Genomic DNA, 24,334 nt, shown 5'->3' on the forward strand with positions numbered 1-24,334 from the left:
TATGAGAAAAAATTAATCAAACATTAATACTAAAATCCTTAACTGTCAAATATTCATTATAATATAAGGAGTATCTAAATACTTAATGCATAAAAATTTTGCTAGCAGCTTAAGACTAAATATCGTCCTCATAATTTTCCTTACAATAACACTACTAACCATTTATAAATATTTTATGCTAATGTCCTCAAAAGACATACAATATTTCTCTCAAAATATAAATCACATTTCAAAAAGAGGCAACATTTATGATAGAAATGGTAAAATAATAGCCTTCTCTTCAAAATCACATTCGATAGGAACGGATCCAAATAAAATAAAAAATATTGTAAATACATCAGAAACTCTTGGTGCAATACTGAAAATTGATCCTCAAATACTTAAAAAAAAACTGTCTTCAAAAAAAGGATTCATATATATAAAAAGAAAAGTAACAAGAGAAGAATCTGAACTAATTAAAAGAATTCAATCAGAAGGAAGATTAAAAGACATCATACTTTATCCAGACTACACAAGGATCTATCCATTTAAAGAACTGACAAGCAATATTACGGGATTTGTAGGCACTGACAACATTGGGCTTGCAGGAATTGAACTTTCTCTAAACACCATATTAAATGAAGATCTTACAAAACAAAAATCTATAAATGAAAAACTAAGTACAAACAACATATACTTAACAATAGACATAGATCTTCAAAAAAGCATAAATCAAATAGCTAAAAAATACTTTAACGAAAATAAGCCTGAAAACATGCTGGCCATAGTAATGGATGCTAAGAATGGGGAAATTTTATCAATGCTCCAACTCCCACAATATGATGCCAATTACTATTCAAAATATCCTAAAGAAATATGGAACAATTTTGCCACCTCCTTAACTTATGAACCTGGAAGTATTAATAAAATTTTTACAGTAGCTATTCTATTAGACAGTGGATTATTAAAATTAAATGAAAAATTTTTAGATAACGGTATATACCAAAAAAAATTCAAATCGGGTGAAATAGTTACAATTAAAACTTTAAATCCTCCTTATGACTATATCGATCCTAGTGGGATTCTAATCTATTCATCAAATGTAGGAATAGCTCACATTACAGACAAAATAAGTAATGAATATTTCTATAATAAACTAATAGCCTTTGGTTTTGGAAAAAGAGTTGGATTTCCTTTCCCCGGAGAAACAAAAGGGCTACTAACCCATCATTCAAAATGGTCGGGGCGAAGCAAAGCCACAATCGGATTTGGACAAGAAATAGGAGTATCTGCCATTCAAATATTACAAGCTGCTAGCGTCTTAAGTAATGAAGGGGTTATGTTAAAACCCAAAATCATAAAAAGAATAAGCAATGAAATGGAAAATACAATTCAAGAATTTCAAAAAGAAGAAATTAAAAAAGTAATATCTAGTCGTACAGCAAAAGAAGTTTTAAAAATGATGAGAGAAGTTGTAAATAAAGGAGGAATACCAAAACTTAAGATGAAAAACTTAAGCATTTCAGCAAAAAGTGGAACTTCCCAAGTTATTGATAAAACCACAGGCAAATATTCAGAAGAAGATTACACGTCCTCAATACTAGTAATATATCCCACAGAAAATCCAAAATATATTATATATGTCATATACAGATATCCTAAAAAGATAATATATGGAACAAGAATTGCTGCACCAATGGCAAAAGAAATAATAGAATTGATTGAAAATCGAAATAATAGAAATGAATACAATGAAATTAAAATTTCCTCAAAAATTAGCATACCAAAACCCACAATAAAATACGACACAACAGAAACTCTGCCAAACCTTACAGGACTTTCAAAAAGGGATTTAATGAAAATTTTAAACAAATATACAAACACAAAAATAAAGATAAAAGGAAATGGTTTTGTATATAAACAATCCCAACCACCCAATACAAAATTAAAAGATATAGACGAACTTGAAATAACTTTAAAATAATTTAGGAAAATAAATTCTTTATCTCATTTTTATAAAGATTTAAAATATAATTACGTTTAACATCCATCTTAATAGACATCTCTTTGCCTACTTCAAATGGTTTTTCTAAAAGAACAAATCTTAATATCTGTTCAAAAGGCTTAAATCCATTGGATCTATTAATAAGTTTTTTTATCTCATCATTAATAGCTTTAAGAACAATATTATTTGCAATAATTTGCTGCCTATTATGAGCATCAAAAATTTTTTGTCCCATGTTTTCTAGATATTTATTTATCTCTTCAAAATTAGGAAGAATCAATGCACCCAAAAACTTTTGATCCTGACCCACAACAACAGCTTTTTCAATTAATAAAGATTCTTCAAGCTTAATTTCAATTGGAGCAGGCTCAATATTTTCCCCATTATTTAAAACAATAGTATCTTTTTCGCGCCCTATGATCTGAACAACATTATCCTTTGACAACTTAACAATATCACCCGTATTCAAAAACCTATCAGCTCCAATAACTTGCCTTGTAGCATCTTCATCTTGATAATATCCAAGCATAACTTGAGGACCTTTAACAAATAGGACTCCCTTGCCTGGTTTTTTAAGCTTATTACCATTCTCATCCCTAATCTCAGCAACAGTTCCAGGCAATATTTTACCGCAAGTACCAAGCATTATCTTCCCATGCTCATCAGACGCAACACCAGGGGATGCTTCTGTTAATCCATAAGCATTAGCAAGCTCAATTCCAATTGAATTGAAAAACCTAACAACAGATAAAGACATGCTACCCCCACCAGTAATCCCAACAACAAAATTATCACCTAAAACCTTCTTTATCTTTTTAAAGACAATTAAATCTCCCAAAATTTTAAGAGGAAATAAAATCACTAAACCCAAAATACCTAAAATTTTCTTAATAGGCATTAATAAATCAAATCCATTATCAGGATATAATCCTGAAATTATTCTATAACAAATATCATTAAGACATGCTGCTTTAGTGAAAAGCTTAAATAACAATCTTGCTAAGAACGGTTTCTTGGCAACTTCTTTAAAAATATTTTGCTTTATTGCAATCCAAAGCCTAGGAACGGCTGCAATATAATGAGGATTAATATTTTTAATATCATCAAGCATGTTTCTTGGAACAATACTTGAAAATAAACAAGTCATACCTTTAAGAAAAATATTATAAGAGAATGATCTCTGAAATGAATGCCAAATTGGCAAAATACACATAAATATTTGCCCCTCACTAGTACTAATCATGCGACTAAAACTAGACACCTGATAAAGAAAATTAGCATGAGAAAGCATCACTCCTTTAGGATTTCCTGTAGTACCAGAAGTATATATTATTGTTGCCATATCATCAGGATTAATATTATTGAAAGTTTCAATAATCTCTTCATCCCGTCTTGACTTATCTCCAATTGAAATACACTCTTTATAAGTATAAATTTGAAAATTACTAAACCGTAATTTATCCCTTTCATCTAAATCATCAATAATAACAACTACAGGTTTAATTTCAAAGTTAACTTGAACGACTAAATCAAGCAAATTTAAATTTTCCACTATTATTATATTAGGAAAAATATTATTAATAATTACTTCAGCTTCAAAAAGAGTAACATCAGCTCCCTTTGGAACATCTACAGCACCTAAAGCCAAAATAGCAAAATCTATAACACTCCATTCAATTCTATTCTCAGAACAAATAAATACCTTATCCTGATATCCCAAGCCTATCTTTTTTAAAAATGCTGCAAATTTTAAAACATTATTCTTTAAATCTTCATAAGTAACCCTAAGATAATTTTTATTATATCTATATATTTGTGCAGCCCCATCGCCACACTTTTCAGCAATCTCAAAAAAGGTTTTTACTATTGACATATGATCCTACTATACACCTATAAAATAACGATACTCTACATAAAGTATAACATTTTAAAGAATAAAATCATAATTCAATTATATTAACCTAACCATCAATTAGCCAATAAGTAATACTTTTGTACTTAATGTCATGAACCTAAGAATTCTCTAACTATTTAAATTGGTAATAATCATCATTTATAAAGATGAAGTTTTATAAAGCAAAATACACATAACTAAAAATAAATAAAGATCTAGCTTCCTATAACAAAAAACCTAATTCCTTCAGTAGGATATTCTTGTTCTAAAATCCCAACAGCATTTCTTAACTTTTCTATAACAACTAACTTATCAGTATAAATCACAAGAATAAAATTCTCTTCAGGCCAAATTTCATTACCTTGCTTCTCGCCCTTTCTTCCTTTTCCTTGAACATTACGTATCTTAGAATAATATATATATTCACCCAAATCTTCCTCTATTCTATTTATATGTTCATGAATATCAAGTTCTAAAGATATATTAGAAATTATTTCTGCTCTATACATATACCTTCCTCATTAACCTTAATCCTCATCAATAAAAACATCATCCGAATTAGCATCAGCTTTAGAATTCCCCTTAGTATTACTCTTAAAAATATCGATGTTATTTGCATTTTTATTTGAAAGATTTTCACTTCCGCCCTTAACATCAATCTTATCAACAGAACTCCATGGCTTAAAAAGTATAAAATCTTTTATAGAAAGCTTATAAAAAATTTCAAAAATTATAGGAATAAAAAGCAAAGTCAAAAATGTACTAGCAACCATTCCACCAATAAAGGTAAAAGCAATTGGCTTTATAAGGCTATTACCACCTGAACCTGAGAATGCAAGGGGAAAGAGCCCAATTATTGATGTTAAAGCAGACATTAAAATTGGTCTAAACCTAGAACGACCTGCCTCAAGTACTGCATCTTTAAGATTAAATCCCCTCTTAAGTAATAAATTAATGTAATCCACTAGTACAATACCCGTATTAACAACAACACCAACAAGCATAAGCATGCCAACAGCAGTAAAAACAGAAATCTTTTCTCCCGATATAAAATAAAACGGCAAAACACCTATTAAGGTTAATGGTATTGTAAAGAGAATAATAAATGGCTTTAAGAGAGATTCAAATTGTGCTGCCATTACTCCAAATACAAGCAAGATAGCCATAAAAATTATCACCATAAATTGCTGCATACTGCTTGTAAATTCACTGTATTCTCCTTCAAACTTAACCAATACGCCATCCTTCCGGGGAACCTTATTAGTTACAAAATCCACTACATTTGCTGTAACTAAAGCTAAATTTTCACCCGGAGCAATACCTGCTGTAAGCTTAACTACTAAGGACTGATCTTCTCTGGGAATCTCGCTAATTCCTTTTGTTTTTTTAAGCTTAACTATTGAAGAGAGGGGAATTTTAACGCCAAATGCATTTACAATAAATATTTTATCTAAATCTTTAAGGCTAGCAATATTACTTCTATTAATCCTAAGCAAAATATCATAACTTACCCCATTTTCAATGTATTTCCCTGCCGAAATTCCATCAATATTAGCCCTAATCTCTCTTGAGAGAGTTTCCATATTAATCCCATAAGAATAGGCCTTTTCCCTATCTATTTCTATATCAATTTGCAGCTCCTCTTGTATATTAAGTCTAGGATTAACAAGATTGGGAAATTTTTTCTTTAAAAGACTAATTAACAATTCTCCATATTCTCTTGCATACTCAAAATCAGAAGCAGTAATCTTAATCTCAATAGGAGGACCAAAAGAATTCCCTTCTGAGAAAGCATTAGAATTGAAATTAGGATAAAGACTCTCAACACGCTTATAAACTCTATACCTAATATCTTCTTCATCCCCAACAAATTCTCCATCAGCTTCTTCCTTGAAAGGCAATGTAACTTCAAACGCAAAACCACTTGAATTTATTTGAGAAACGATACTCTTATAAACCTTAATTTCACTTTTTAAAATTTCTAAAATTTTATCTGAGTAAAACTTTGAATTTTCCAAACTTGTTTTATGGGGAAAATTAAAATTAAAATAAATTAAGGAAGAATGCTCATAGGGAAATAAAGATACATTTAAAAAAGGAAATAAAATTAAACTTAAAATAAAACTAAACATAACAACAAGCAAAAAAGCTAGCTTACGAATTAAAACATAATTTAGCAATTTAACATAAAATTGCTCTCCAACAGAATAAATCCCATATAAAAAATTATCAATTCTTTTAATGAGTTTATTTTTGATGGGTTTTTGAAAAGTAGTATAAAGCCCAACATAATAACTTGAAAGCACAGGTACTAAAAAAACTGCAACAAACAAAGAAGCTGCTAAAGATATAACAATAGTAAAAGCAAAATCTCTAACATAATCACCAATAATGTCTAATTCAGCCTTAAAAATAAGCATAGGAGCAAATACACAAATCGATGTCAATGTAGCAGCCAGAATTGGCATCAGCATTTCCTGTGTTCCAAGAATGGCAGATGATATAAGTTTGACGCCCTTTTGCCTATACTTATATATATTCTCTATTACAACAATAGAACAATCAACAAGCATACCAACGCTCAAAGCAAGCCCTGAGAGACTCATAATGTTTAGCGAAATATCTGCAAAATACATTAAACAAAAGGTAAGAACTATAGCTAATGGTATTGTAATGCCAATAATAACTGTAGCTCTAAAACTTCTTAAAAAGAATAAAATAATACATAATGCAAGAATTGCTCCCAAATAAGCTGAATCAGCAACAGAAGAAATAGCCTTTTTAATGTGTTCAGCATTATTATAAGCAATATCTAAAGATATATCTTTTGGAAGTGCGGGCTTAATTTTTTCAATCTCTGCACTTACTGCATCTGCAACAATAACGGAATTTGCATCACTCTGTTTTTGCACAGATATCACAATGGACGGCTTATCATTATAATATGCATAACCTTGTAAATCTTGAAAAGCACTCCTAACACTTGCAATATCTCTCAATCTGACCTGAATCAGCGAATTGTTATCTAAAGAATAAGTACTTGGTTTCTTGTAAGCAATAACCACGTCTTCTAAATCTTTAATTGAATGAAATTCTCCTGATACTTGTACATGGTATTCCAAATCGTTATCTAATATGTTACCAACCGAAAATTCAACATTTTGAGAAGAAATAAATGGAACTATCTCTGAGAGAGTAAGTTCATATGCCTCCAACCTATTTTGGGATACCTCAATTAAAATATGCTTATCCCCACCTCCAATGACCTGCACACGTCCAACCCCATTAAGTCTTTCCAACTTGGGCTTAATAATATTATTTACATACTTCTTAAGTTCTAAAATAGGTCTATCTGCGTACATAACAAACGATAATACTGACGCATTGCCTGACCTTCCTCTATAAATCCTAGGTAAGCTTGCTTCTTGTGGTAGAAGATTTTTTGAAAGCTCGAGTGCATCTCTTATTTCATTTAAAGCCAAATCTAAATTAGTGCCATGATAAAACCGAAGATCAATAGTGCTATTCCCCTTAAAAGACTTACTAGCTATTGTCTTTATGTTTTTTACTAAGGATAAACTGCCTTCTAGAATACTTGTTACCTTTTCTTCCACTTCTTTTGCGGAACGTCCTGCATACTGCGTAGAAACAGTAATATCATTCTCTTCAATGCTAGGCATCAACTCTATCTTCAATCTTGAAAAAGTATAAATACTAAGCATAATCAATAATGAAAACAATATTAACATTGTTATTGGTTTGCCAATAATCTTTTTTACTAACATATTTAACCTCAAAAATTAAACATTGTTTTCAACATCAAGTCCATCTCGAATATCCACTATATCTACATAAGCTCCATCAGAAAGAGAAGAAATACCTTCAATCACAATTAAATCACCTTCATTAATACCATCTTGAATAGACATAATATTATCTATCTCAAAATCTATTAAAGGAAAAACCCTTTCAACTGTTTTTGTATCTGCATTTAATCTAAATACGCAAAGCTTACCTTCTCGTTCAATAAAAGCATAACTTGGAATTTTGACCACATTTTCTAAATGCTTAGTAATAAGTTTGATCTTAGCAAACATACCAACAACCATTTTATTTGAGTTATCCCCTACAGGTTCAAGATATACTGCAGCGGCACGGCTCTTAAAATCTAAAACGGGTGATACTTCTGAAATCTTAGCTTTAAACCTTTCATTAGGATAAGACTCAAGCTCGATAATTGCATCATTGCCAACCTTAACATCTAAGATATATTTCTCAGAAACATAAGTTTTAATCCGCATTACATCCATTTTGCCTATTAAAGCAATACTTGTTTGGGATCCAACTGTGTCTCCAATTTTGCAACTAACAGCTAAAACATATCCAGAAATTGGGGCTCTTACTGGACTTTTTAAATAAGTAAAACCTGGTTTTGAAGGATCAAGTGTTGCAATGATTTGTCCCTTTTTTACATAAGTTCCAAGCTTTATATTAAAAGATATTATTTTACCTGCGATATCTGGAAATACTTCGGCTTTAACTTTGATATCTATATCACCATTTAAAGGAATGTAATTACTCAAAATCCCCTTTTGAACTTTCATAGCAATAACTGGAAATCTATAAGGCTCATTAATAGTATTATTGGAAGTATCATTATTCGTATTAATATTTCCTTGAACTTCACTATCAGTATCCTCATTACATGAGGAGGCAAATAATAAAACTAGAAGCAATAAATAATATTTAAAATGACCTCTCATATTAAGATTCAAATTCATAAAATATCCTTATTAATCCAACTCATTTATTAAATCTTTATATTCAAGTATTACATTAGCATAATTTAGTTTATCTTTTATAAATTGCAAATCACTCTGCTTATAGGAAACTTCAATGTCATTTAATTTTACAAGATCTATGGTACCTGCATTAAAGGCATCGAAAGCCACCTGATAATTCCTCTTAGACATCTCCAAATTCATCTTGGAATTATCTAAAATGGATTTATATAGTCTTACACCTTTACGTTTCTGAATAATATTAGATTTAAATTCACGAATCTTATTTTCAATTTGATGTTTTAACATTTTTAATTGATAATCTTGATCCCATATCCCTGTAAAACTTTTTGAAAATGGTAAAATCTCAGTCAAACTATAAGTCAATCCCAAAGAAACCCCCAACCCTTGCTTAAATGAACCACCTGGACCATTACTAAAAGCAATACTTCCAGGGTTATAAGAAACTGAAAACGAAAATCTTGGCAAGAAAGCATCTAGCCAAAGACTATCAAGAGTAGCTTGCATAACTTTAGCAGCATTATTTAACCCTTTTACCTCTAGATGTGCGTTAATATCTATGGCTTCATCAAAAAGTGAAATATCTAATATTTCATCTGACAATTCCCCTATAGTCTCAAAATCTTGCAAGACATCCAGTCCTAATAACAATTTAAATTTTTCTTCTGTCTCTTCAAACTTAATGATTTGTTCATCTAAATCAGGTTGAAGTTTACTATACTTAAATTTAGCATCAATATAATCTATTTCAGAAATAAGACCATTACGATAAGCAACGCTCACTTGCTCAAACTTAAGTTTGCCATTCTCAAGCTGACTTCTCAAAACTTCTAAAATACTCTTAAAAGCTAAAAGCTCGTTATACATTTTAAGAACATTTAACCTAATACTTTTAATGGTCTTTTCTCTGGCTATTTTAGCATCCTCATAATTAAAAACAGTAAGTCTAATTTTATTAACAACAGATGGGGATATTGAGAGATCAGCAGAAACCCCAAAATCTAAGTTCCAATGCTCCCTTCCTTCCAGACTAGACATAAAAAAGTTTTGCCTTGAAAAATTTGAAGCAAACCCTAAATTTGGTATAAAAACATTCCAAGAATTATCTTTATATAATTTTTTTATCTTTTCTTCATATTCAGCATTCTTAGCCTCCAAACTGTTTTTTAAAGCCATGCAAACAGCATCCTCAGCGGATATCTTAATAATTTCTGCATAAGAAGAAAACGATAAAAGAAAAATTAATACTAAGCGTTTGATATTCACTCCTATGAATAATAGCATAACTATTATTCATAAATAATAACTTAACAACAATGATAATAACATCATATTATTATACACATGCAGATTTTAAAAAAGCTTTTTATAATGCTCAACTTGATATTTATCTTACTCATCAAAATATATCAAAAAACTTTTTCCAAAATCATTGGTTTTAACTGCATATATGAACCTAGCTGCTCAAATTACGCACTAAAATGCCTAAAAAAATATAATATCATAACAGCTCTTATTTTAATTACATTAAGACTACTCAGATGCAATGCACTATTTAAAGGGGGCTTTGAATCACTACCAACCAAAAAACCTATACTAAACTCATTAAAAGAATTTAGACAAAGATTAATTAAATAAATCTTTATATTTATCCGGAACCCAATTTTTGACATACTCTTTATGAGTATCAACAAATTCAACAGCGGTTATATATTCCTGTCCAGGCTCCTTATAATTTTTTTCTATTAAAGGTAATAACAAGTCATCACCCCAATAAAAATTATCAAACAAATAATAAGCATCAGGATCAGCCTCTTTAAGCCCAATCCTAACAAGAGAATGAATATTCTCAGGCCCTCCCATTGACAACAAGGAATCATCTAAAAATTTAATATCATATTTGACAAATGCCCAATGGGGCTTCCATAAAGGAACTAAGATCCACTCATGCCTCTTAATGGCAGATTCTAAACTTGCAAGCATTACGCTTTCACTTGAAGAGATGAGTTCATATTCTTTATCTAATCCATAACGCTTGAGAGTTTCTTCTACAGAAAGTTGCGTACCCGCTCCAGCATCTATGCCTACTATTCTATTTTTAAACTTAGCTCCTCTACCCTTAAGTTCAGCAATACTTGAAATTGTAACATAACTTGGCACCACAAATCCTTGTAATGTGCCCTCATAATTAGCACCAAGATCAATAAACTTATCTTTAAATTTTTCATAATAAAATTTATCAGCCGTAGGAACCCATGCAGATACCATACCATCAACTTGTCCTGATGCTAAATACTGATACATTATAGATGCTGTAACAGGCAATATTTCTACATTATATCCTATTCTCTCAAAAACAACTTTCATAATATTAGTAGCAACTGTTTCTCCTATCCAATTAACATATGCAATCTTAACTGATCTTAGCCTTTGGAAGTCACCACTATCTCTAGAATTATCATCCTTATTACAAGAAAATAAAGTTAAAATAAAACTTATAAAAACAGATATCAATAAACCTTTCATAAATCAATTCTCCTACTACCACACAAAAATAAAATATATCAAATATTATTTATTATACATTTCCAAAAATCTTTTGAACTTATTTTCTTTTTTTCCTCCATAATTATCAGTATTTAAATAACTAAATTTAATAAAAATAGCCTGCATGATTCTATCTAAAATAATAGCTATTACCACAACAGCTAATCCAGATATTAAGCCTTCACCAAAATGTAATCTTTCAACAGAATATATTACAGTCCTGCCAAGCCCTGACGAACCAACCATTGCCGCTATTACTATCATAGATATTGCCATCATTATTGACTGATTAATTCCCTCTATTATGCTTTGAAGAGCTAATGGCAACTGGATCTGGAAAAGAATACGAATATTACTACTTCCAAAAGACTTAGCAGCCTCAATGACCTCACCTGGAACTTGAATAATCCCAAGTCTTGTATATCTAATAACCGGAGGCATCGCAAAAATTATTGTAGCAAAAATAGCTGAAGATGTACCCATACCAAAAAAAGGTATAGCTGGTATTAAATAAATAAACGGAGGCATTGCTTGCATCAAATCAAGCAATGGTTTTAAAAATACATAAAATTTTAAATAATATCCACCTAGAATACCTATTAAAATTCCCCAAATTACCGAAAAGAATACAGACACAAAAATAATTGATATCGTATCCATTGAAACTTCCCAAAGATTAAAATACAAAATAAAGCAAAATCCTAACATAATCAAAAGTGCTAATCTTTTCTTTAAAAATAAAAAGCTTAAAACACAAATTATGATAATAAAAAAAACAGGATTAATTAAAAGAAACAATTTTTTCAAATTATCATAAAAAAAAATTACAATTCTTGCAAACCCTATACCATTAGAATTTGAAAAATTGTCAACTAAAAAATCAAAAGCCTTATCTATATTAGCAACTATAAAATCTCTACTCATAAATCACTATCTCGCCAATAAGCCAGCAATCTCTCCTAAATCAATGTATCCAATAACATCACCTTGTTCTCCTTTCACAAGCAAATAGTCCAATTTATTTAAATACTTAACAACACTTTTAATCTCATCATCTAAACCTAAATTTAAAGAAACAAGATTACTATACTTTTTGTTAATAGATACATTATACAAACTAAAACTTTCATTCTCTTTTTCAAGAATAACATTAAATTTATCAGAATCACCACTAAGAGTAAAATCCATTTTAATAATATCCTTAATTTTTAAAATATTTAAAACAGGAAGATTCTTAATAAAATTAGCTATAAAATCTGTTCTAGGATCCCTTAATATTTCTAAGGGCCTACCCACCTGCACAATCTCGCCATCTTTCATAAAAGCAATTCTATTACCCAATTTGAAAGCTTCAATTAAATCATGAGTAATAAATACAACTGTCTTTTTTAATTTATCTACCAACCTTAAAAGCTCACATTGCATTTCGCCTCTAATTAAAGGATCAAGAGCTGAAAAAGCCTCATCCATTAAAAGTATATCGGGATTTACTACTAAAGCTCGCGCTATACCTACTCTCTGTTTCATTCCACCTGAAAGCTCATTTATATATTTATATTTATAATCTTCAAGACCCACAAGTTTTAAAATATCAATAGCTTTTTGAAGCCTAATTTTTTTAGGGACATTCTTAACCTCAAGTCCATAAGTCACATTCCTTAAAACATTCATATGTGGAAAAAGTCCAAAATTCTGAAAAACCATGGCAAATTTATCTTTCCTTAAAGCAGAGAGATCTTTTTGATTAATATCATTCATTTCAATATTATCCACCAAAATAGACCCAGAATCGATTTTGTGTATACCATTCAAACATCTAACAAAAGTAGATTTGCCACAACCTGACATACCCATAATAACTAAAATTTCATTTTCATAAACATCAAGACTGATATTTGCATTTGCAATAAAAACAGAAGATTCCTTGTAAATGTCAGCCCTATCTTTACCACTCTCATAACTTTTTATAGCCTTAACTATTTGTTTTTTATTTTTATTATAAGAAAATGTTTTATAAAGGTTCCTGACTTTAACACTAACCTTGTACAAAGTAAACTCCAATGCGAAAACATTATAATTCTACATAGACCAATATTAATTATACTAAAATATCAGAATTTTGATTGACACAAATAAAAATAAGGGTCTATTAAAAGACCCTTATTGAAAAATTCAATTTATCTAAGCAATGATAATACATATTGAGGTACTTGATTTGCTTGTGCAATCATAGCCATTGCAGATTGTGTCAAAATACTGTGAGTTGTTGATGCTACAACTTCATCTGTCATTGTTGCATCTTTAATTTGAGCATATGATGCTTTTAAGTTTTCAATAGCATATTCTGTGCTATCCTTAATAGACTCAAGTCTGTTTTGGAAAGCACCAAGATTTGCTCTTTGATCACTTACCATCCTAATAGCACCCTCTATCTTTGCAAGTGACATATTAGCATCAACAGCGGTTGTAACATTAATTGGAGAATTAACCCCACCTTGAGCTGGAGCTGCTGCTGGAGCTGGAGCTGCTTGACCTTCCTCTTGCTGTCCTATCTCTTGCTCTGGAGCAGCCTGAGCACCTTCACCTGCAAAAAGATTTGCAACATTAGATGCATAAATATTAACAGCAATTGCCTCATCCTGATTTGCTCCCACATGTACTCTCAATGTCCATGAAGCTTGTGATCCAGCTAGTGATGCTGGTGTGTTAATTTTTGCAGGTTGCATTCCAAGCTCTTCAGCTGTTTTTACATTTTGAGCAGCTGACTTGTTGGACAACATATGCATTTGGTTGTATTGAGCCTGATCAGCAATTCTGTTGATTTCATCTGTAAGTTGCTCAATTTCAATTTGAATAGAACCTCTGTCTGCATCTGAATATGTACCATTACCAGATTGAACAGCAAGTTCTTTCATTCTTACTAATACTTTCTCTACTTCATTTAAATTTCCTTCTGTTGTTTGAATAAAATTTATAGCCTTTGAAGTATTTCTAGAAGCCTGGGACAACCCTCTAATTTGAGCATTAATTTTTCCAGCAACACCCATACCAGCAGCATCATCAGATGCACGATTAATTCTATGCCCACTAGAAAGTTTTTCTTGAGTTTTGCTAAGATTAGTAGCATTAATGCTATTATTTCTTGAAGCATTTATAGCTGACGTATTATGATTTATGATCATATATCATTTCCTCCGTGATAAATTAATATAATTTTTAATATTTAGACAAATCCATTTGTCTTTTTAAAAGGATATCACAAAAACAAGAAAAAAATAAATACACGTATTAATTTAAATTAAATTTGTTACCTGTTTTGCCGCTGTAGATTCAAAGATTTAAGGATTTCCTCTTGTTCCTTCATCCGCTTTACAGTAAAATCCAAAGTATTAAGCTCTCCTTCAACCTTACTCTCCCTTTCCTCATACTTCTTTCTATAATCTTCAACCACATTTTTCTGATTTGGAATTCTTAGATCATAACTTCTGATCTTATTATAAATAAATCCCCCAGCACTTATCAAAAGAGATAGATAGTCGCCAATCATCTTAGCAAGTCCATCATCATAAATCCGGTCATCATTAAAATCAACTGCAAAAAGTTCCTTGACTGCACTAATATTGCTTTGTATTATTTCACTAAATTTCTTCTCATCAAGTTTCAAATAACGCGAAAGCCCTCCTGATGACGAGATAGAATTAGTAAATACCCCTATTTGATTAATAATTGAAAAATTAGGATCATTCGTTCTATAAGAATTAAACATGATTGATTCTAATCTTGATTTAAGATTTTGTAATGAAAGCTCAGATCTAAGTATCCCTAAATTTTTAAAAGCTTCTTCTTTTTCTTCTTCACTTAAATAGGACCATTCTTCCAGGAGATCTGATTTTTGACCTTCCAAACTACCCTCATTTAAACTTACAATATTAATCTCAGCAAGAACCTCATTATAAGCTATCAAAAAATCCAATAAAAGTTTTTTAATCCCCTCATAATCAGGCTCAACTCTAACAACAACAGTATCATCTGATACTTGTTTTAAATTCAATGTAACATTAGGAATTAAATCATTAATAATATTCGAATCACGCTCAACATCAACTCCATCAAACCTCACCTTTGCATTTTCTGCAAAGCTCTTGGCATTTATTGGCAAGTAACCATCTCTATTCTTTGGATCAAAAATCTCAATGTTACGAATAACAAAAACCTTATTATTAACTTTATTTTCGATATTGATCTCTTTTAAATCCAAAAGTGAACCAACTTCAACCTCAACTTTCTCAAAATCACTCGTAACATTTATTGGTGGCAATTCCAAGGAATTCGTACCACTGTGAATTTTAATCATATTCATCTGAATATACTTTTTTTCTTTCAAAGGAAGCTTATGATCAGTCCCAAGATTAATTATGCTATCCTCACCTTCAACCTTAGCACCCTCAAATGTAGCCTCTCCAGGATTAAAAACAATTTCGTTTAAAATACCCTTATCATCTGTATCATAATATTTAATTTCAAATTTAATTTTACTTCTATTACTAATCTCAATATCCTCTGGAATACTTATTGCAATCTCTGAGAGAGGTTCTAACACAAGATCATCCTTATCAAGAGAAATCCTATTACCACTATTTTGCTGGCTATCAATAATTTCTGTTAAATTCGGACTAAAATTTGTTGTAAGCTCACTTAAAATACCTATCTGTTTAGCAAGCTTTAAAGCATTATCTTTCATAATAAGTTTATTATCCGCACCCTCCTTTAAAGACCTCAAAATCAATCTACTATTTCCAGCACTATCACTCTTTACAATTTTAGCAGACAAAAACCCCTTGCCTCGATTATTAATATCCTTTACAAGAGACTCAATATCTCCATTATTCCTAATCTTAATCTCTTTATTCCCAACTAAAAATACATAGTCTCCTGCAGGAATACTAATCTCCTTTTGTTTAAAATTCGCAGACAAAAAAATATCGGAACCTGCTACTTGATTAATATCAATTTTATAAGTTTCATTTTTAGCTCCATAACGAGCAGATACAGAGAGAACATCATCATTATTAGAATTACCTGACATGTAATTAAAAGGGCTATTAATAGATGTAATTTGCCTTGCAAGTGAATTTAGAGTAGAGATTTTTTTATTAATCATTTGCCAAGCACGTTTCTCTTGCTCTAAGCCTTCAAGCTTTTTGACAGATGAATCTATTTTGGCCTTATCAGGCTTTAGCATCGACTCACGGATTTCTTTAGTATTATATTTACTATCCACACCTGGAACAAAAAATCCAGAAGACATTACAACACCTCTTAACTAGAAAGTTTAACATAAAAATATATAAATTCTTACACATAAAACCATATCTACCGCAAAATTAACAACAAACATCCATTAAAAATACATATAAAAATCAAGTATCTTTAAAAAGATATTTGCTTATAGTAAAATTTAATTTTGTAGGAGAGTAAATATGCCAAATTTCTGCTTGTTTAATTCAAAATCTGTGCTGACAGGAAATGATAAAATAGATAATTCAGCTGTACTTATTAAAGACAGTAAAATTTTTGATATCGTAACAGCCGATAGACTTGCAAAAATTGACCTACAAAACTATGAAATGATTGATGTTAAGGGTAACTATATAACACCTGGTCTTTATGATAATCACATACATGGATTTCACGGCTATGGAACTGATCAATGCTCAACAAACTCAATAATTAAAATGTCACAACATTTAGCAGAGTACGGCGTAGTAGGTTTTCTACCAACACTTTACCCACGTCCAATCGAAGAAATGATCGCAACAATCAAAGCATGCACCGAAGCAATAGGCAAAGAAAAAGGCGCAAAAATTTTAGGACTTCATCTTGAAGGGCCATTTTTCTCTCCTGAAAAAAAAGGTGCACATCCTACCTCTTATCTTCAAAAACCAAGCATTGAGATCATGAAAAAATTCATAGATGCAGCAGGGGGTACTTTTACAGATTCTTTTGGAAGAAAAAGAACAAACATTGCAACAATGACAGTTGCACCTGAACTTAAAGGTATGAGAGAGCTTGCGATGTTTTGCATGGAAAATAATATCACACTTCAAGCAGGTCATACCAATGCAAAATATGAAAACATGATTGAGGGTTTCCAAGTAGGTATACTTCACACAACTCATTTTTTCAATGCAATGTCAAAACTTGATCACAGAAATCCAAATGCAATAGGAGCGGTTTTAATTCATGGAGATGTATCTTGTGAACTTATTGCTGATGGGCGTCATATTCATCCAAAACTTGTTTTAATGCTTAGAAAACTTAAAGACATAAGCAAATTAGTGCTTATAACTGATGGATTAACCCCAACACTACAACCCTCTGGAAAATTAATAGCTAATGGAGAAGAGGTATACCTTAAAAACGACGGATTATTTCATATTGTAGAAAACGATACAATAGCAGGCTCGGCTATCACAATGATACAAGGCATTAAAAATCTAGTAGAATTTGGATATAGTTTAAGCGATGCCATTCAAGCAAGTTCATACAATCCAGTAAGAATAATTAATCTTGAAAAAAAAGGATCCATATGTCACGGTTATGATGCAAATATAAATGTCCTTGATAAAGATTTAAATTTAAAATTAACAATGATAGAATCAAAAATAATTTTTAATAGACTTTGATTTTATTTATTTATAAATATAAGGGGGAAATAAATGAGATTAATCATTAGAGCTAACTATGATGACATTTCAAAATGGGGTGCTAATCATGTAGCTATGAGAATAAAAGAATTCTCACCAACAAAAGAAAACCCATTCATCTTAGGACTCCCAACAGGCAGCTCACCAATTGGAATGTATAAAAATTTAATCGAAATGAATAAAATTGGAAAAATCTCATTTGAGAATGTAGTCACATTTAACATGGATGAATACGTAGGCTTAGATAAAAATCATCCTGAAAGCTATCACTCATTTATGTGGAACAATTTTTTCTCACATATAGATATCAAAAAAGAAAATGTACACATGTTAAACGGCAATGCTACTAATCTTACAAATGAATGCGCAGAATACGAGAATAAAATTAAATCTTACGGTGGCATCATGCTCTTTGTGGGGGGAATTGGACCTGATGGTCATATTGCCTTTAATGAACCTGGGTCATCACTGAAATCAAGGACAAGAATTAAAACTCTAACTCAAGACACAATTATTGCAAATTCAAGATTTTTTGAAAATGATATCAATAAAGTTCCCAAAAGTGCCTTAACAGTAGGAGTAGGAACAATTATGGATTCAAAAGAAGTGATGATTATAGTAAATGGACACAATAAAGCAAGAGCATTAAGACACGCTATTGAAAAAGGAGTGAATCACATGTGGACAATTAGCACGCTGCAGTTACATAAAAATGCAATTATAGTATCAGATGAAGCTGCAACATATGAACTAAAAGTCGGAACAGTAAAATATTTCAATGATATTGAAAAAGGAAATTATAATAACGATATATAAACATTATTATAATTTCCTAAAGCAGTAAATACAATATAAATTAAACACAAGAAAAACATCTTTAAGCTTAGTTCATGCAATGATTAAAAATCATATTATTCTATGATTTCATTATAAACTCTTGAAACTTCTTCCCAATTTAAAGCCTTAAAGAACGCATCAATATATTCAACCCTTCTATTCTGATATTTAAGATAATAAGCATGTTCCCAAACATCAATACCTAAAATAGGTTTATAGTCCTCCATTAAAGGACTGTCCTGATTTGGCCTTGATATTACTTGCAATTCTCTATTTGCATGAAGAACTAGCCAAGCCCAACCACTTCCAAAAATACTCATAGCTGAATCTTTTAATACCATCTTAAGATTATCAAGACTACCAAAAGTAGAATTTACATGCTCTTCAAAATTTTCTAAAATATTATTTTTATTCCCAGGCTTTAGAATCCTAAAATACAAAATATGATTAGAATATCCACCAGCATTATTTCTGATAGCTGTCTGAAATTCCTTGGGAAACCTTTGAATATTTTTTAATATACTCTCAATATCTTTAGAATAATTTATTTCTGTCTTCTCAAGAACAGAATTTAAATTCGCAGTATATGCATTATGATGTTTAGTATGGTGAATTTCCATTGTCTTAGCATCAATATACGGATCTAAAGCATCATAAGCATAATCAAGTTCTGGCAACTTAAACACAAGCTCCTCCTTTTAGGTTTTTCCATGACAATTTTTATATTTCTTTTCACTGCCACAATAACAGGGCTCATTCCTTCCAATCTTGGGAGTAGTTCTAACTATTTGAATTTCTGCTGCATTTCCTCTTTCCGCAGAAGTAATGCCTGAGAACTCCTTATGCATAGCACGAACATTTCTAGGTTTTTTATCTTTATAACCACTAGAATCAATACCTACCCTCATCTGCAAAGTTCGCCTTAAAGTTTCAACTTTAATATCTTTAACAAGCTCACCAAAGATTGCAAAACCTTCTTCCTTATATTCAGTAATTGGATTTTTATTAGCATAAGATCTAAGGTAAACCGACTCTCTTAAAGAATCAAGATTTGCAAGATGGTCTTGAAACTTAAAGTCAATATTTCTTAAATACTCATGTTTTAAAAATTCATTTAAAAGTTCAGCTCCAATTAATTCTTCCTTTGCATCAAGATTAGACTTTGCAATTTCCATTAACTTATCTTTCAAATCCAAAATACTCATGGTTTCAACAGAACCAATACTATCCATCATATAAGCAAAAACTGAATTTATCTCACTTAGTACAGAACTTGTAACTACTTCGCCCTTAATTTGATCAAATAAAAAATCAAGATATTCTCTTAAAGAGAGAAGAATACGTTCCTTAATATTATTATCATTAAGAATTGAATCCCTTTGAGAATAAATAAACTCCCTATGCTTTGTTATAACATCATCATATTCTAAGAGATGCTTTCTAATCTCAAAATTTCTATCCTCCACACGCTTTTGCGCATTAACTAAGGATTTTGTTAATAAAGAATGCACAATAGGTTCACCTGTTGCCATCCCAAGCTTTCCCATTAAAGCTCTCAAGTTATCACCTGCAAAAAGACGCATTAAATCATCTTCAAGTGATACATAAAACCTTGATCGACCAGGATCCCCCTGTCTCCCACCTCGTCCTCTAAGCTGATTATCTATTCTTCTTGACTCATGACGCTCACTACCAATAACATAAAGTCCCCCAAGAGCCTTTACTTCCTCATAATCTTTAAGATAATGCTCTCTCTCAGTTTGCATAGCTTTTTGAAACCCTTCAAGACTCATACCCGTTCCAAACTTTTTACGAACCCGGTGCTCAAGATTACCCCCAAGCTTAATGTCAGTACCACGTCCAGCCATATTAGTTGCAATTGTAACAGAATGTTTTGCTCCTGCTTCAGCAATAATTAACGCTTCACGAAAATGATTCTTTGCGTTTAGAACTTCATGTCTAATACCTTTATTTTTAAACATATTTGACAATACTTCAGATTTTTCAATAGAAACAGTCCCCACAAGAACTGGTTGCCCTCTCTTATAAGCCTCATAAACTTCATCTGTAATTGCTTTAAACTTAAATTCTTCGGTGTAATAAATAATATCATCCTCATCTACTCGTGCTACCAATTTATTAGTCGGAACAACTACAACATCAAGATTATATATCCTATGAAATTCTTTTGCTTCTGTATCAGCCGTACCAGTCATGCCGGAAATTTTATTAAACATTCTAAATAAATTCTGAAATGTAATTGTCGCCATAGTTTTATTCTCACTTGCAACTCTAACACCTTCCTTAGCCTCAATAGCCTGATGCAATCCATCAGAATATCTGCGTCCTTTTAAAATACGACCTGTAAACTCATCAACAATTTCAACTCCAGAATCCCCAACAATATATTCCCTGTCCTTTAAAAAAAGTAAATGCGCTTTCAATGCTTGGGTCATATAATGAACATAATTAAAATTAGTATCAACATACATAGAACCCTTAATTATGCCTTTTGAAACCAAAATTTGCTCAAGATTATTTAAACCATTTGCCGTAAAAGATACTCTCTTGCTCTTTTCATCAATCGTATAATCCCCATCAAGCTCATCAATCTCTAAAGGATAATCCCCGGTTTTTGGATCCTTAGAACATTCCTTTAAAAGTGAAACAAGGGAATTAACCTCAAGATAAGCACTAGTATCTCCTTCAGTAGAACCTGAAATAATTAAAGGGGTTCTAGCTTCATCAATCAAAATCGAATCAATCTCATCGATAATACAATAATTAAAATTATTCAAAGATTTTTGAGATAAATCAAAACACATGTTATCTCTTAAATAATCAAATCCAAGCTCATTATTTGTAACATAAGTAATATCCTTATCGTATTCCATCTTCCTTTTAGCAGAATCCATATTAGATAGTACAACACCAACACTAACTCCTAAAAGCTCAAAAACCGGCTTCATCCAATTTGAATCACGCTCTGCAAGATAATCATTAACTGTAACGATAATAACACCATCGCCTGTTAAACTATTAAGGTAAGCAGCCTGCACTGAAGATAAAGTTTTACCTTCCCCGGTCTTCATCTCGATTATTTTACCCTGATGGAGCGCAAGCCCAGCAATAAGTTGAACATCATAAGGCCTCTCTTTAAGTCGTCTTCTAGCAGCTTCTCGCGAGAGTGCAAATGCTCTCTCTAAAATATCTTCTAAAGTTTTACCTTCCTTAAGTTCATCTTTAAACTTTTCTGTTTCCCTAGCAAAATCTTCGTCTGACAAAGACAATGCCCAAGATTCAAGCTTATTAATATTCCTCAAAATAGGAAGATAATTTTTTAGATCCCTCTTACTTTTTGAACCAATAGTTGCTTCAAATATCGATCTTAACATATCAGGTCTCAATTCTCCTAAAATAATTGACTTTCAACCATTTAAAATAATAACATCTAAAACATGAAAAAGTTTTATAAAATTCATTTAATTTTATTTTTTATGATTATATCATGTAATATCAAAACTTTAAATGAACTTGGGGAGCAACAATTCAAAATACCATTCGGAACATTACCTGGAGAAATAACACCGCTTATAAACAAATTTACCAATTCAAGCTTTGACATTAAAACATACAACGGACTTGTATATATTGTAGAGACAAAAGCAAATAAGCTAATGATTTTTAATTCTTATGGGAAATTAATTCAAACTTACCAAAATGGCATATTCAAAACAAATTTTGACCTTAAAATTAAAAAAATAGATTTTGAAAATATTCAGGCAATTTATCCATCAAAAGACTTTATTGTAATATCAGATAAGATAGATCATAAGAAGTCCAAATTCGATGAGAAAGAAAACATAGCATACTCTACACGAATACTTATTTTAAATAAAGATTCATCTGTAGAAATACTAGGTCAAGAAGGACAAAATGGAACACCATTCCCACAAGTTTACGATATCAATATTGACGACGGAAATAACATAGCAATAATAACTATATATCATGAAGGATATATAATATACTCTTACGATAAAGATCTCTCACCTCTCTATAAGATTTATGTTAATACAAACATATTACAAATACCAGAAGAAGAGAGAAAAAAATATAACATATCAATAGACAAAGTATTTTTTGAAGTAAACAAAAAAATCATCTATGCAAAGACAACCCACTATGAAAACATCAGAACCAATGAAAACATTAATGACCTTGGGGTTAAGATCAAGAATCAATATTTCTATACAATGAGCCTAAACAAAAATAAAGAATTTGAAATAAAAAATAAAATTACACTACCTCAAAATCTATTAGATGATCAACAAGAAAGTTTCATCAATATCATTGGAATTCAAAAAGATAAAATAATAGCATCTACTAACATGAAAAACCTATCTAACACTTTAATATGGAAACTGGATAATAAGGGCAAGATAAAAGAACAAATGGTTTTAATTGAACCACCAAACCTTAAATTTCTTGCTGAAAGCCTATCTAAAGATGGAATACTTAGCATACTTTATGGAGAAAAAAGTGGGGTCAGCGTTTATTGGTGGAATTTAAATAATTTACTTAAATTATGAAACAACTCAAAAGTTAGCATTTATGGAAAATAAGAATTGCAAAGAGAAAATACAAAATAAGCATAAACAACGACTCAAAAAAAATCTAATCCTTGGAATAATCTTTGTCATAATTCTAATTATTATTAAAGTTATATTAATTCCCAAATTACAAAAATTAGAAAGCAAATACAATCCTACTATCACAATAGAACATAAAATAAAGAATAAAAATCTATATATCAAAATCAATATTAAAAGTCATGACATAAAAGCCTTAGGAAAAGCCAATATAGAAGTATATTTAGATAATAAACTTATTGAAAATAATATAATTTACATAGACAAGATTCACTATACATTATATACTAATGTTGCATATAGGAATGAGGGTTTATTAAATATAGTGCTAATAAATCAAAGAGGCGATAAGGCATATTTTAGTAAAAGATTAAATTTTGGAGGGTAAAAAATGTTACAAATATATTTTATGTCTGTTTTACTTAATATCTTGGGAGGAATAGTACTAGCATTTCCAATTTTGGGAGAACGATTTAAATGCTTGATCATCTTTGAAGAATTTGTAAATCTAGTTAATAATAACAAAAATGTAAGAAGCATTTTTGGCACAATATTTTTAGTAACTAGCATCTTTGAAATAATCATACCTTATGATCTGCCAATAATTGGAAATTTACTTCCTACTATCAGTTTATTTTTTATTGGTTTTATCTTTTTCTTAAGCCAAAAAATACCCATAAACCTTCAAAACAACAAAGAATATGGAAAATTTAAATCTTTCATTGAAAGCAATAAAAAATTAATAGGAATTCTAGCATTAATTATTGGAATAATTCATTTTCTTGTACCAAAAGTACCTTTTCTTTAAAATCTAACTTACAGTATGCAATTCCAATTACAATTTTAAAAAATAAGATTGGTAATGTAAAATCTAATAAAACAAGATTTTTTTAATGTCAATCTCAATAGTG

At 30.5% G+C, this 24,334-nt stretch carries 19 protein-coding genes; 7 read left to right on the top strand and 12 right to left on the bottom strand.

Annotation, left to right across the window (positions count from 1 at the left end):
* Nucleotides 1–85: 85 nt before the first annotated feature.
* A complete protein-coding gene (locus bhYOR_RS00670; protein WP_025399489.1) occupies nt 86–1,963 on the top strand; it encodes a penicillin-binding protein in 1,878 nt (625 codons plus the stop codon).
* Between the two features lies 1 nt (nt 1,964).
* On the opposite strand, the gene bhYOR_RS00675 is transcribed toward bhYOR_RS00670, so the two are convergent.
* From bhYOR_RS00675 to bhYOR_RS00695, 5 genes are all read right to left on the bottom strand, one after another.
* Nucleotides 1,965–3,857, bottom strand: coding sequence for an AMP-binding protein (locus bhYOR_RS00675; RefSeq protein WP_025399490.1), 1,893 nt, complete (start codon nt 3,855–3,857; stop codon nt 1,965–1,967).
* 236 nt (nt 3,858–4,093) lie between these two features.
* Nucleotides 4,094–4,387, bottom strand: a complete 294-nt coding sequence (locus tag bhYOR_RS00680; RefSeq protein ID WP_025399491.1) for a PG0541 family transporter-associated protein — start codon at nt 4,385–4,387, stop codon at nt 4,094–4,096.
* A gap of 18 nt (nt 4,388–4,405) precedes the next feature.
* Nucleotides 4,406–7,663, bottom strand: coding sequence for an efflux RND transporter permease subunit (locus bhYOR_RS00685; protein WP_025433972.1), 3,258 nt, complete (start codon nt 7,661–7,663; stop codon nt 4,406–4,408).
* Nucleotides 7,664–7,678: 15 nt separating this feature from the next.
* Nucleotides 7,679–8,659: an efflux RND transporter periplasmic adaptor subunit gene (locus tag bhYOR_RS00690; protein ID WP_025433973.1), complete on the bottom strand. Its 981-nt coding sequence runs from the start codon at nt 8,657–8,659 to the stop codon at nt 7,679–7,681.
* Nucleotides 8,660–8,671: 12 nt separating this feature from the next.
* The gene (locus tag bhYOR_RS00695) at nt 8,672–9,964 is read right to left on the bottom strand and encodes a TolC family protein (protein WP_051480131.1); all 1,293 of its coding nucleotides are present in this window, start codon (nt 9,962–9,964) and stop codon (nt 8,672–8,674) included.
* Between the two features lie 87 nt (nt 9,965–10,051).
* Between bhYOR_RS00695 and yidD the strand changes: the two genes are divergently transcribed.
* The gene (gene yidD / locus bhYOR_RS00700; RefSeq protein ID WP_241763736.1) at nt 10,052–10,318 is read left to right on the top strand and encodes a membrane protein insertion efficiency factor YidD; all 267 of its coding nucleotides are present in this window, start codon (nt 10,052–10,054) and stop codon (nt 10,316–10,318) included.
* Here the strand turns inward: yidD and bhYOR_RS00705 are convergent.
* The 5 genes from bhYOR_RS00705 to fliD all read right to left on the bottom strand — a co-directional run bounded on the left by bhYOR_RS00705 (nt 10,307) and on the right by fliD (nt 16,535).
* Nucleotides 10,307–11,206 (bottom strand): glycine betaine ABC transporter substrate-binding protein, encoded by a 900-nt coding sequence (locus bhYOR_RS00705; protein WP_025399495.1) that lies wholly within the window; start codon nt 11,204–11,206, stop codon nt 10,307–10,309. The two genes, yidD and bhYOR_RS00705, sit on opposite strands and share 12 nt — an antisense overlap.
* Nucleotides 11,207–11,251: 45 nt before the next feature.
* Nucleotides 11,252–12,151 carry an ABC transporter permease gene (locus tag bhYOR_RS00710; RefSeq protein WP_025399496.1) on the bottom strand — a complete coding sequence of 300 codons (900 nt, stop codon included), beginning with the start codon at nt 12,149–12,151 and terminating at the stop codon, nt 11,252–11,254.
* Between the two features lie 6 nt (nt 12,152–12,157).
* Complete coding sequence (locus bhYOR_RS00715; protein ID WP_025399497.1) at nt 12,158–13,276, bottom strand: quaternary amine ABC transporter ATP-binding protein; 1,119 nt, start codon at nt 13,274–13,276, stop codon at nt 12,158–12,160.
* Nucleotides 13,277–13,404: 128 nt separating this feature from the next.
* Nucleotides 13,405–14,409, bottom strand: a complete 1,005-nt coding sequence (locus tag bhYOR_RS00720; RefSeq protein WP_025399498.1) for a flagellin N-terminal helical domain-containing protein — start codon at nt 14,407–14,409, stop codon at nt 13,405–13,407.
* Between the two features lie 125 nt (nt 14,410–14,534).
* On the bottom strand, nt 14,535–16,535 hold the full coding sequence (fliD, locus tag bhYOR_RS00725) for a flagellar filament capping protein FliD (protein WP_025399499.1): 2,001 nt from the start codon (nt 16,533–16,535) through the stop codon (nt 14,535–14,537).
* A gap of 172 nt (nt 16,536–16,707) precedes the next feature.
* Here fliD and nagA point away from each other — a divergent pair, with 172 nt between their 5' ends.
* Together nagA and nagB are read left to right on the top strand one after the other, a co-directional pair.
* The gene (gene nagA / locus bhYOR_RS00730; protein WP_025399500.1) at nt 16,708–17,913 is read left to right on the top strand and encodes an N-acetylglucosamine-6-phosphate deacetylase; all 1,206 of its coding nucleotides are present in this window, start codon (nt 16,708–16,710) and stop codon (nt 17,911–17,913) included.
* A gap of 33 nt (nt 17,914–17,946) precedes the next feature.
* Entirely contained in the window at nt 17,947–18,750 is an 804-nt protein-coding gene (nagB, locus tag bhYOR_RS00735; RefSeq protein WP_025399501.1) for a glucosamine-6-phosphate deaminase, read from the top strand.
* 95 nt (nt 18,751–18,845) lie between these two features.
* Here nagB and bhYOR_RS00740 read toward each other — a convergent pair whose 3' ends face one another.
* The gene (locus bhYOR_RS00740) at nt 18,846–19,457 is read right to left on the bottom strand and encodes a superoxide dismutase (RefSeq protein WP_025433975.1); all 612 of its coding nucleotides are present in this window, start codon (nt 19,455–19,457) and stop codon (nt 18,846–18,848) included.
* A 12-nt stretch (nt 19,458–19,469) separates the two neighbouring features.
* Nucleotides 19,470–22,166 (bottom strand): preprotein translocase subunit SecA, encoded by a 2,697-nt coding sequence (gene secA, locus bhYOR_RS00745; protein ID WP_025433976.1) that lies wholly within the window; start codon nt 22,164–22,166, stop codon nt 19,470–19,472.
* Between the two features lie 63 nt (nt 22,167–22,229).
* On the opposite strand from secA, the gene bhYOR_RS00750 reads away from it, so the two are divergent.
* Genes bhYOR_RS00750 through bhYOR_RS00760 form a run of 3 tightly spaced genes read left to right on the top strand, consistent with a single transcriptional unit; the run spans nt 22,230 to nt 24,231 of the window.
* On the top strand, nt 22,230–23,363 hold the full coding sequence (locus bhYOR_RS00750; RefSeq protein WP_025399504.1) for an LIC_12708 family protein: 1,134 nt from the start codon (nt 22,230–22,232) through the stop codon (nt 23,361–23,363).
* Nucleotides 23,364–23,385: 22 nt separating this feature from the next.
* Nucleotides 23,386–23,811 (top strand): hypothetical protein, encoded by a 426-nt coding sequence (locus bhYOR_RS00755; protein WP_025399505.1) that lies wholly within the window; start codon nt 23,386–23,388, stop codon nt 23,809–23,811.
* 3 nt (nt 23,812–23,814) lie between these two features.
* Nucleotides 23,815–24,231, top strand: coding sequence for a hypothetical protein (locus bhYOR_RS00760; RefSeq protein ID WP_025399506.1), 417 nt, complete (start codon nt 23,815–23,817; stop codon nt 24,229–24,231).
* The last annotated feature ends 103 nt before the right edge of the window (nt 24,232–24,334 follow it).

The sequence above is a fragment of the Borrelia nietonii YOR genome, from assembly GCF_023035795.1.
Lineage (GTDB): Bacteria > Spirochaetota > Spirochaetia > Borreliales > Borreliaceae > Borrelia > Borrelia hermsii.

Coding starts and splice junctions, on each gene's coding strand:
- fliD (WP_025399499.1), bottom strand. CDS start 16,535: ATGTCTTCTGGATTTTTTGTTCCAGGTGTGGATAGTAAATATAATACT.
- bhYOR_RS00695 (WP_051480131.1), bottom strand. CDS start 9,964: ATGCTATTATTCATAGGAGTGAATATCAAACGCTTAGTATTAATTTTT.
- bhYOR_RS00750 (WP_025399504.1), top strand. CDS start 22,230: ATGAAAAAGTTTTATAAAATTCATTTAATTTTATTTTTTATGATTATA.
- bhYOR_RS00760 (WP_025399506.1), top strand. CDS start 23,815: ATGTTACAAATATATTTTATGTCTGTTTTACTTAATATCTTGGGAGGA.
- bhYOR_RS00755 (WP_025399505.1), top strand. CDS start 23,386: ATGGAAAATAAGAATTGCAAAGAGAAAATACAAAATAAGCATAAACAA.
- bhYOR_RS00690 (WP_025433973.1), bottom strand. CDS start 8,659: ATGAATTTGAATCTTAATATGAGAGGTCATTTTAAATATTATTTATTG.
- bhYOR_RS00710 (WP_025399496.1), bottom strand. CDS start 12,151: ATGAGTAGAGATTTTATAGTTGCTAATATAGATAAGGCTTTTGATTTT.
- nagA (WP_025399500.1), top strand. CDS start 16,708: ATGCCAAATTTCTGCTTGTTTAATTCAAAATCTGTGCTGACAGGAAAT.
- bhYOR_RS00675 (WP_025399490.1), bottom strand. CDS start 3,857: ATGTCAATAGTAAAAACCTTTTTTGAGATTGCTGAAAAGTGTGGCGAT.
- secA (WP_025433976.1), bottom strand. CDS start 22,166: ATGTTAAGATCGATATTTGAAGCAACTATTGGTTCAAAAAGTAAGAGG.
- bhYOR_RS00670 (WP_025399489.1), top strand. CDS start 86: ATGCATAAAAATTTTGCTAGCAGCTTAAGACTAAATATCGTCCTCATA.
- bhYOR_RS00720 (WP_025399498.1), bottom strand. CDS start 14,409: ATGATCATAAATCATAATACGTCAGCTATAAATGCTTCAAGAAATAAT.
- yidD (WP_241763736.1), top strand. CDS start 10,052: ATGCTCAACTTGATATTTATCTTACTCATCAAAATATATCAAAAAACT.
- bhYOR_RS00685 (WP_025433972.1), bottom strand. CDS start 7,663: ATGTTAGTAAAAAAGATTATTGGCAAACCAATAACAATGTTAATATTG.
- bhYOR_RS00680 (WP_025399491.1), bottom strand. CDS start 4,387: ATGTATAGAGCAGAAATAATTTCTAATATATCTTTAGAACTTGATATT.
- bhYOR_RS00705 (WP_025399495.1), bottom strand. CDS start 11,206: ATGAAAGGTTTATTGATATCTGTTTTTATAAGTTTTATTTTAACTTTA.
- nagB (WP_025399501.1), top strand. CDS start 17,947: ATGAGATTAATCATTAGAGCTAACTATGATGACATTTCAAAATGGGGT.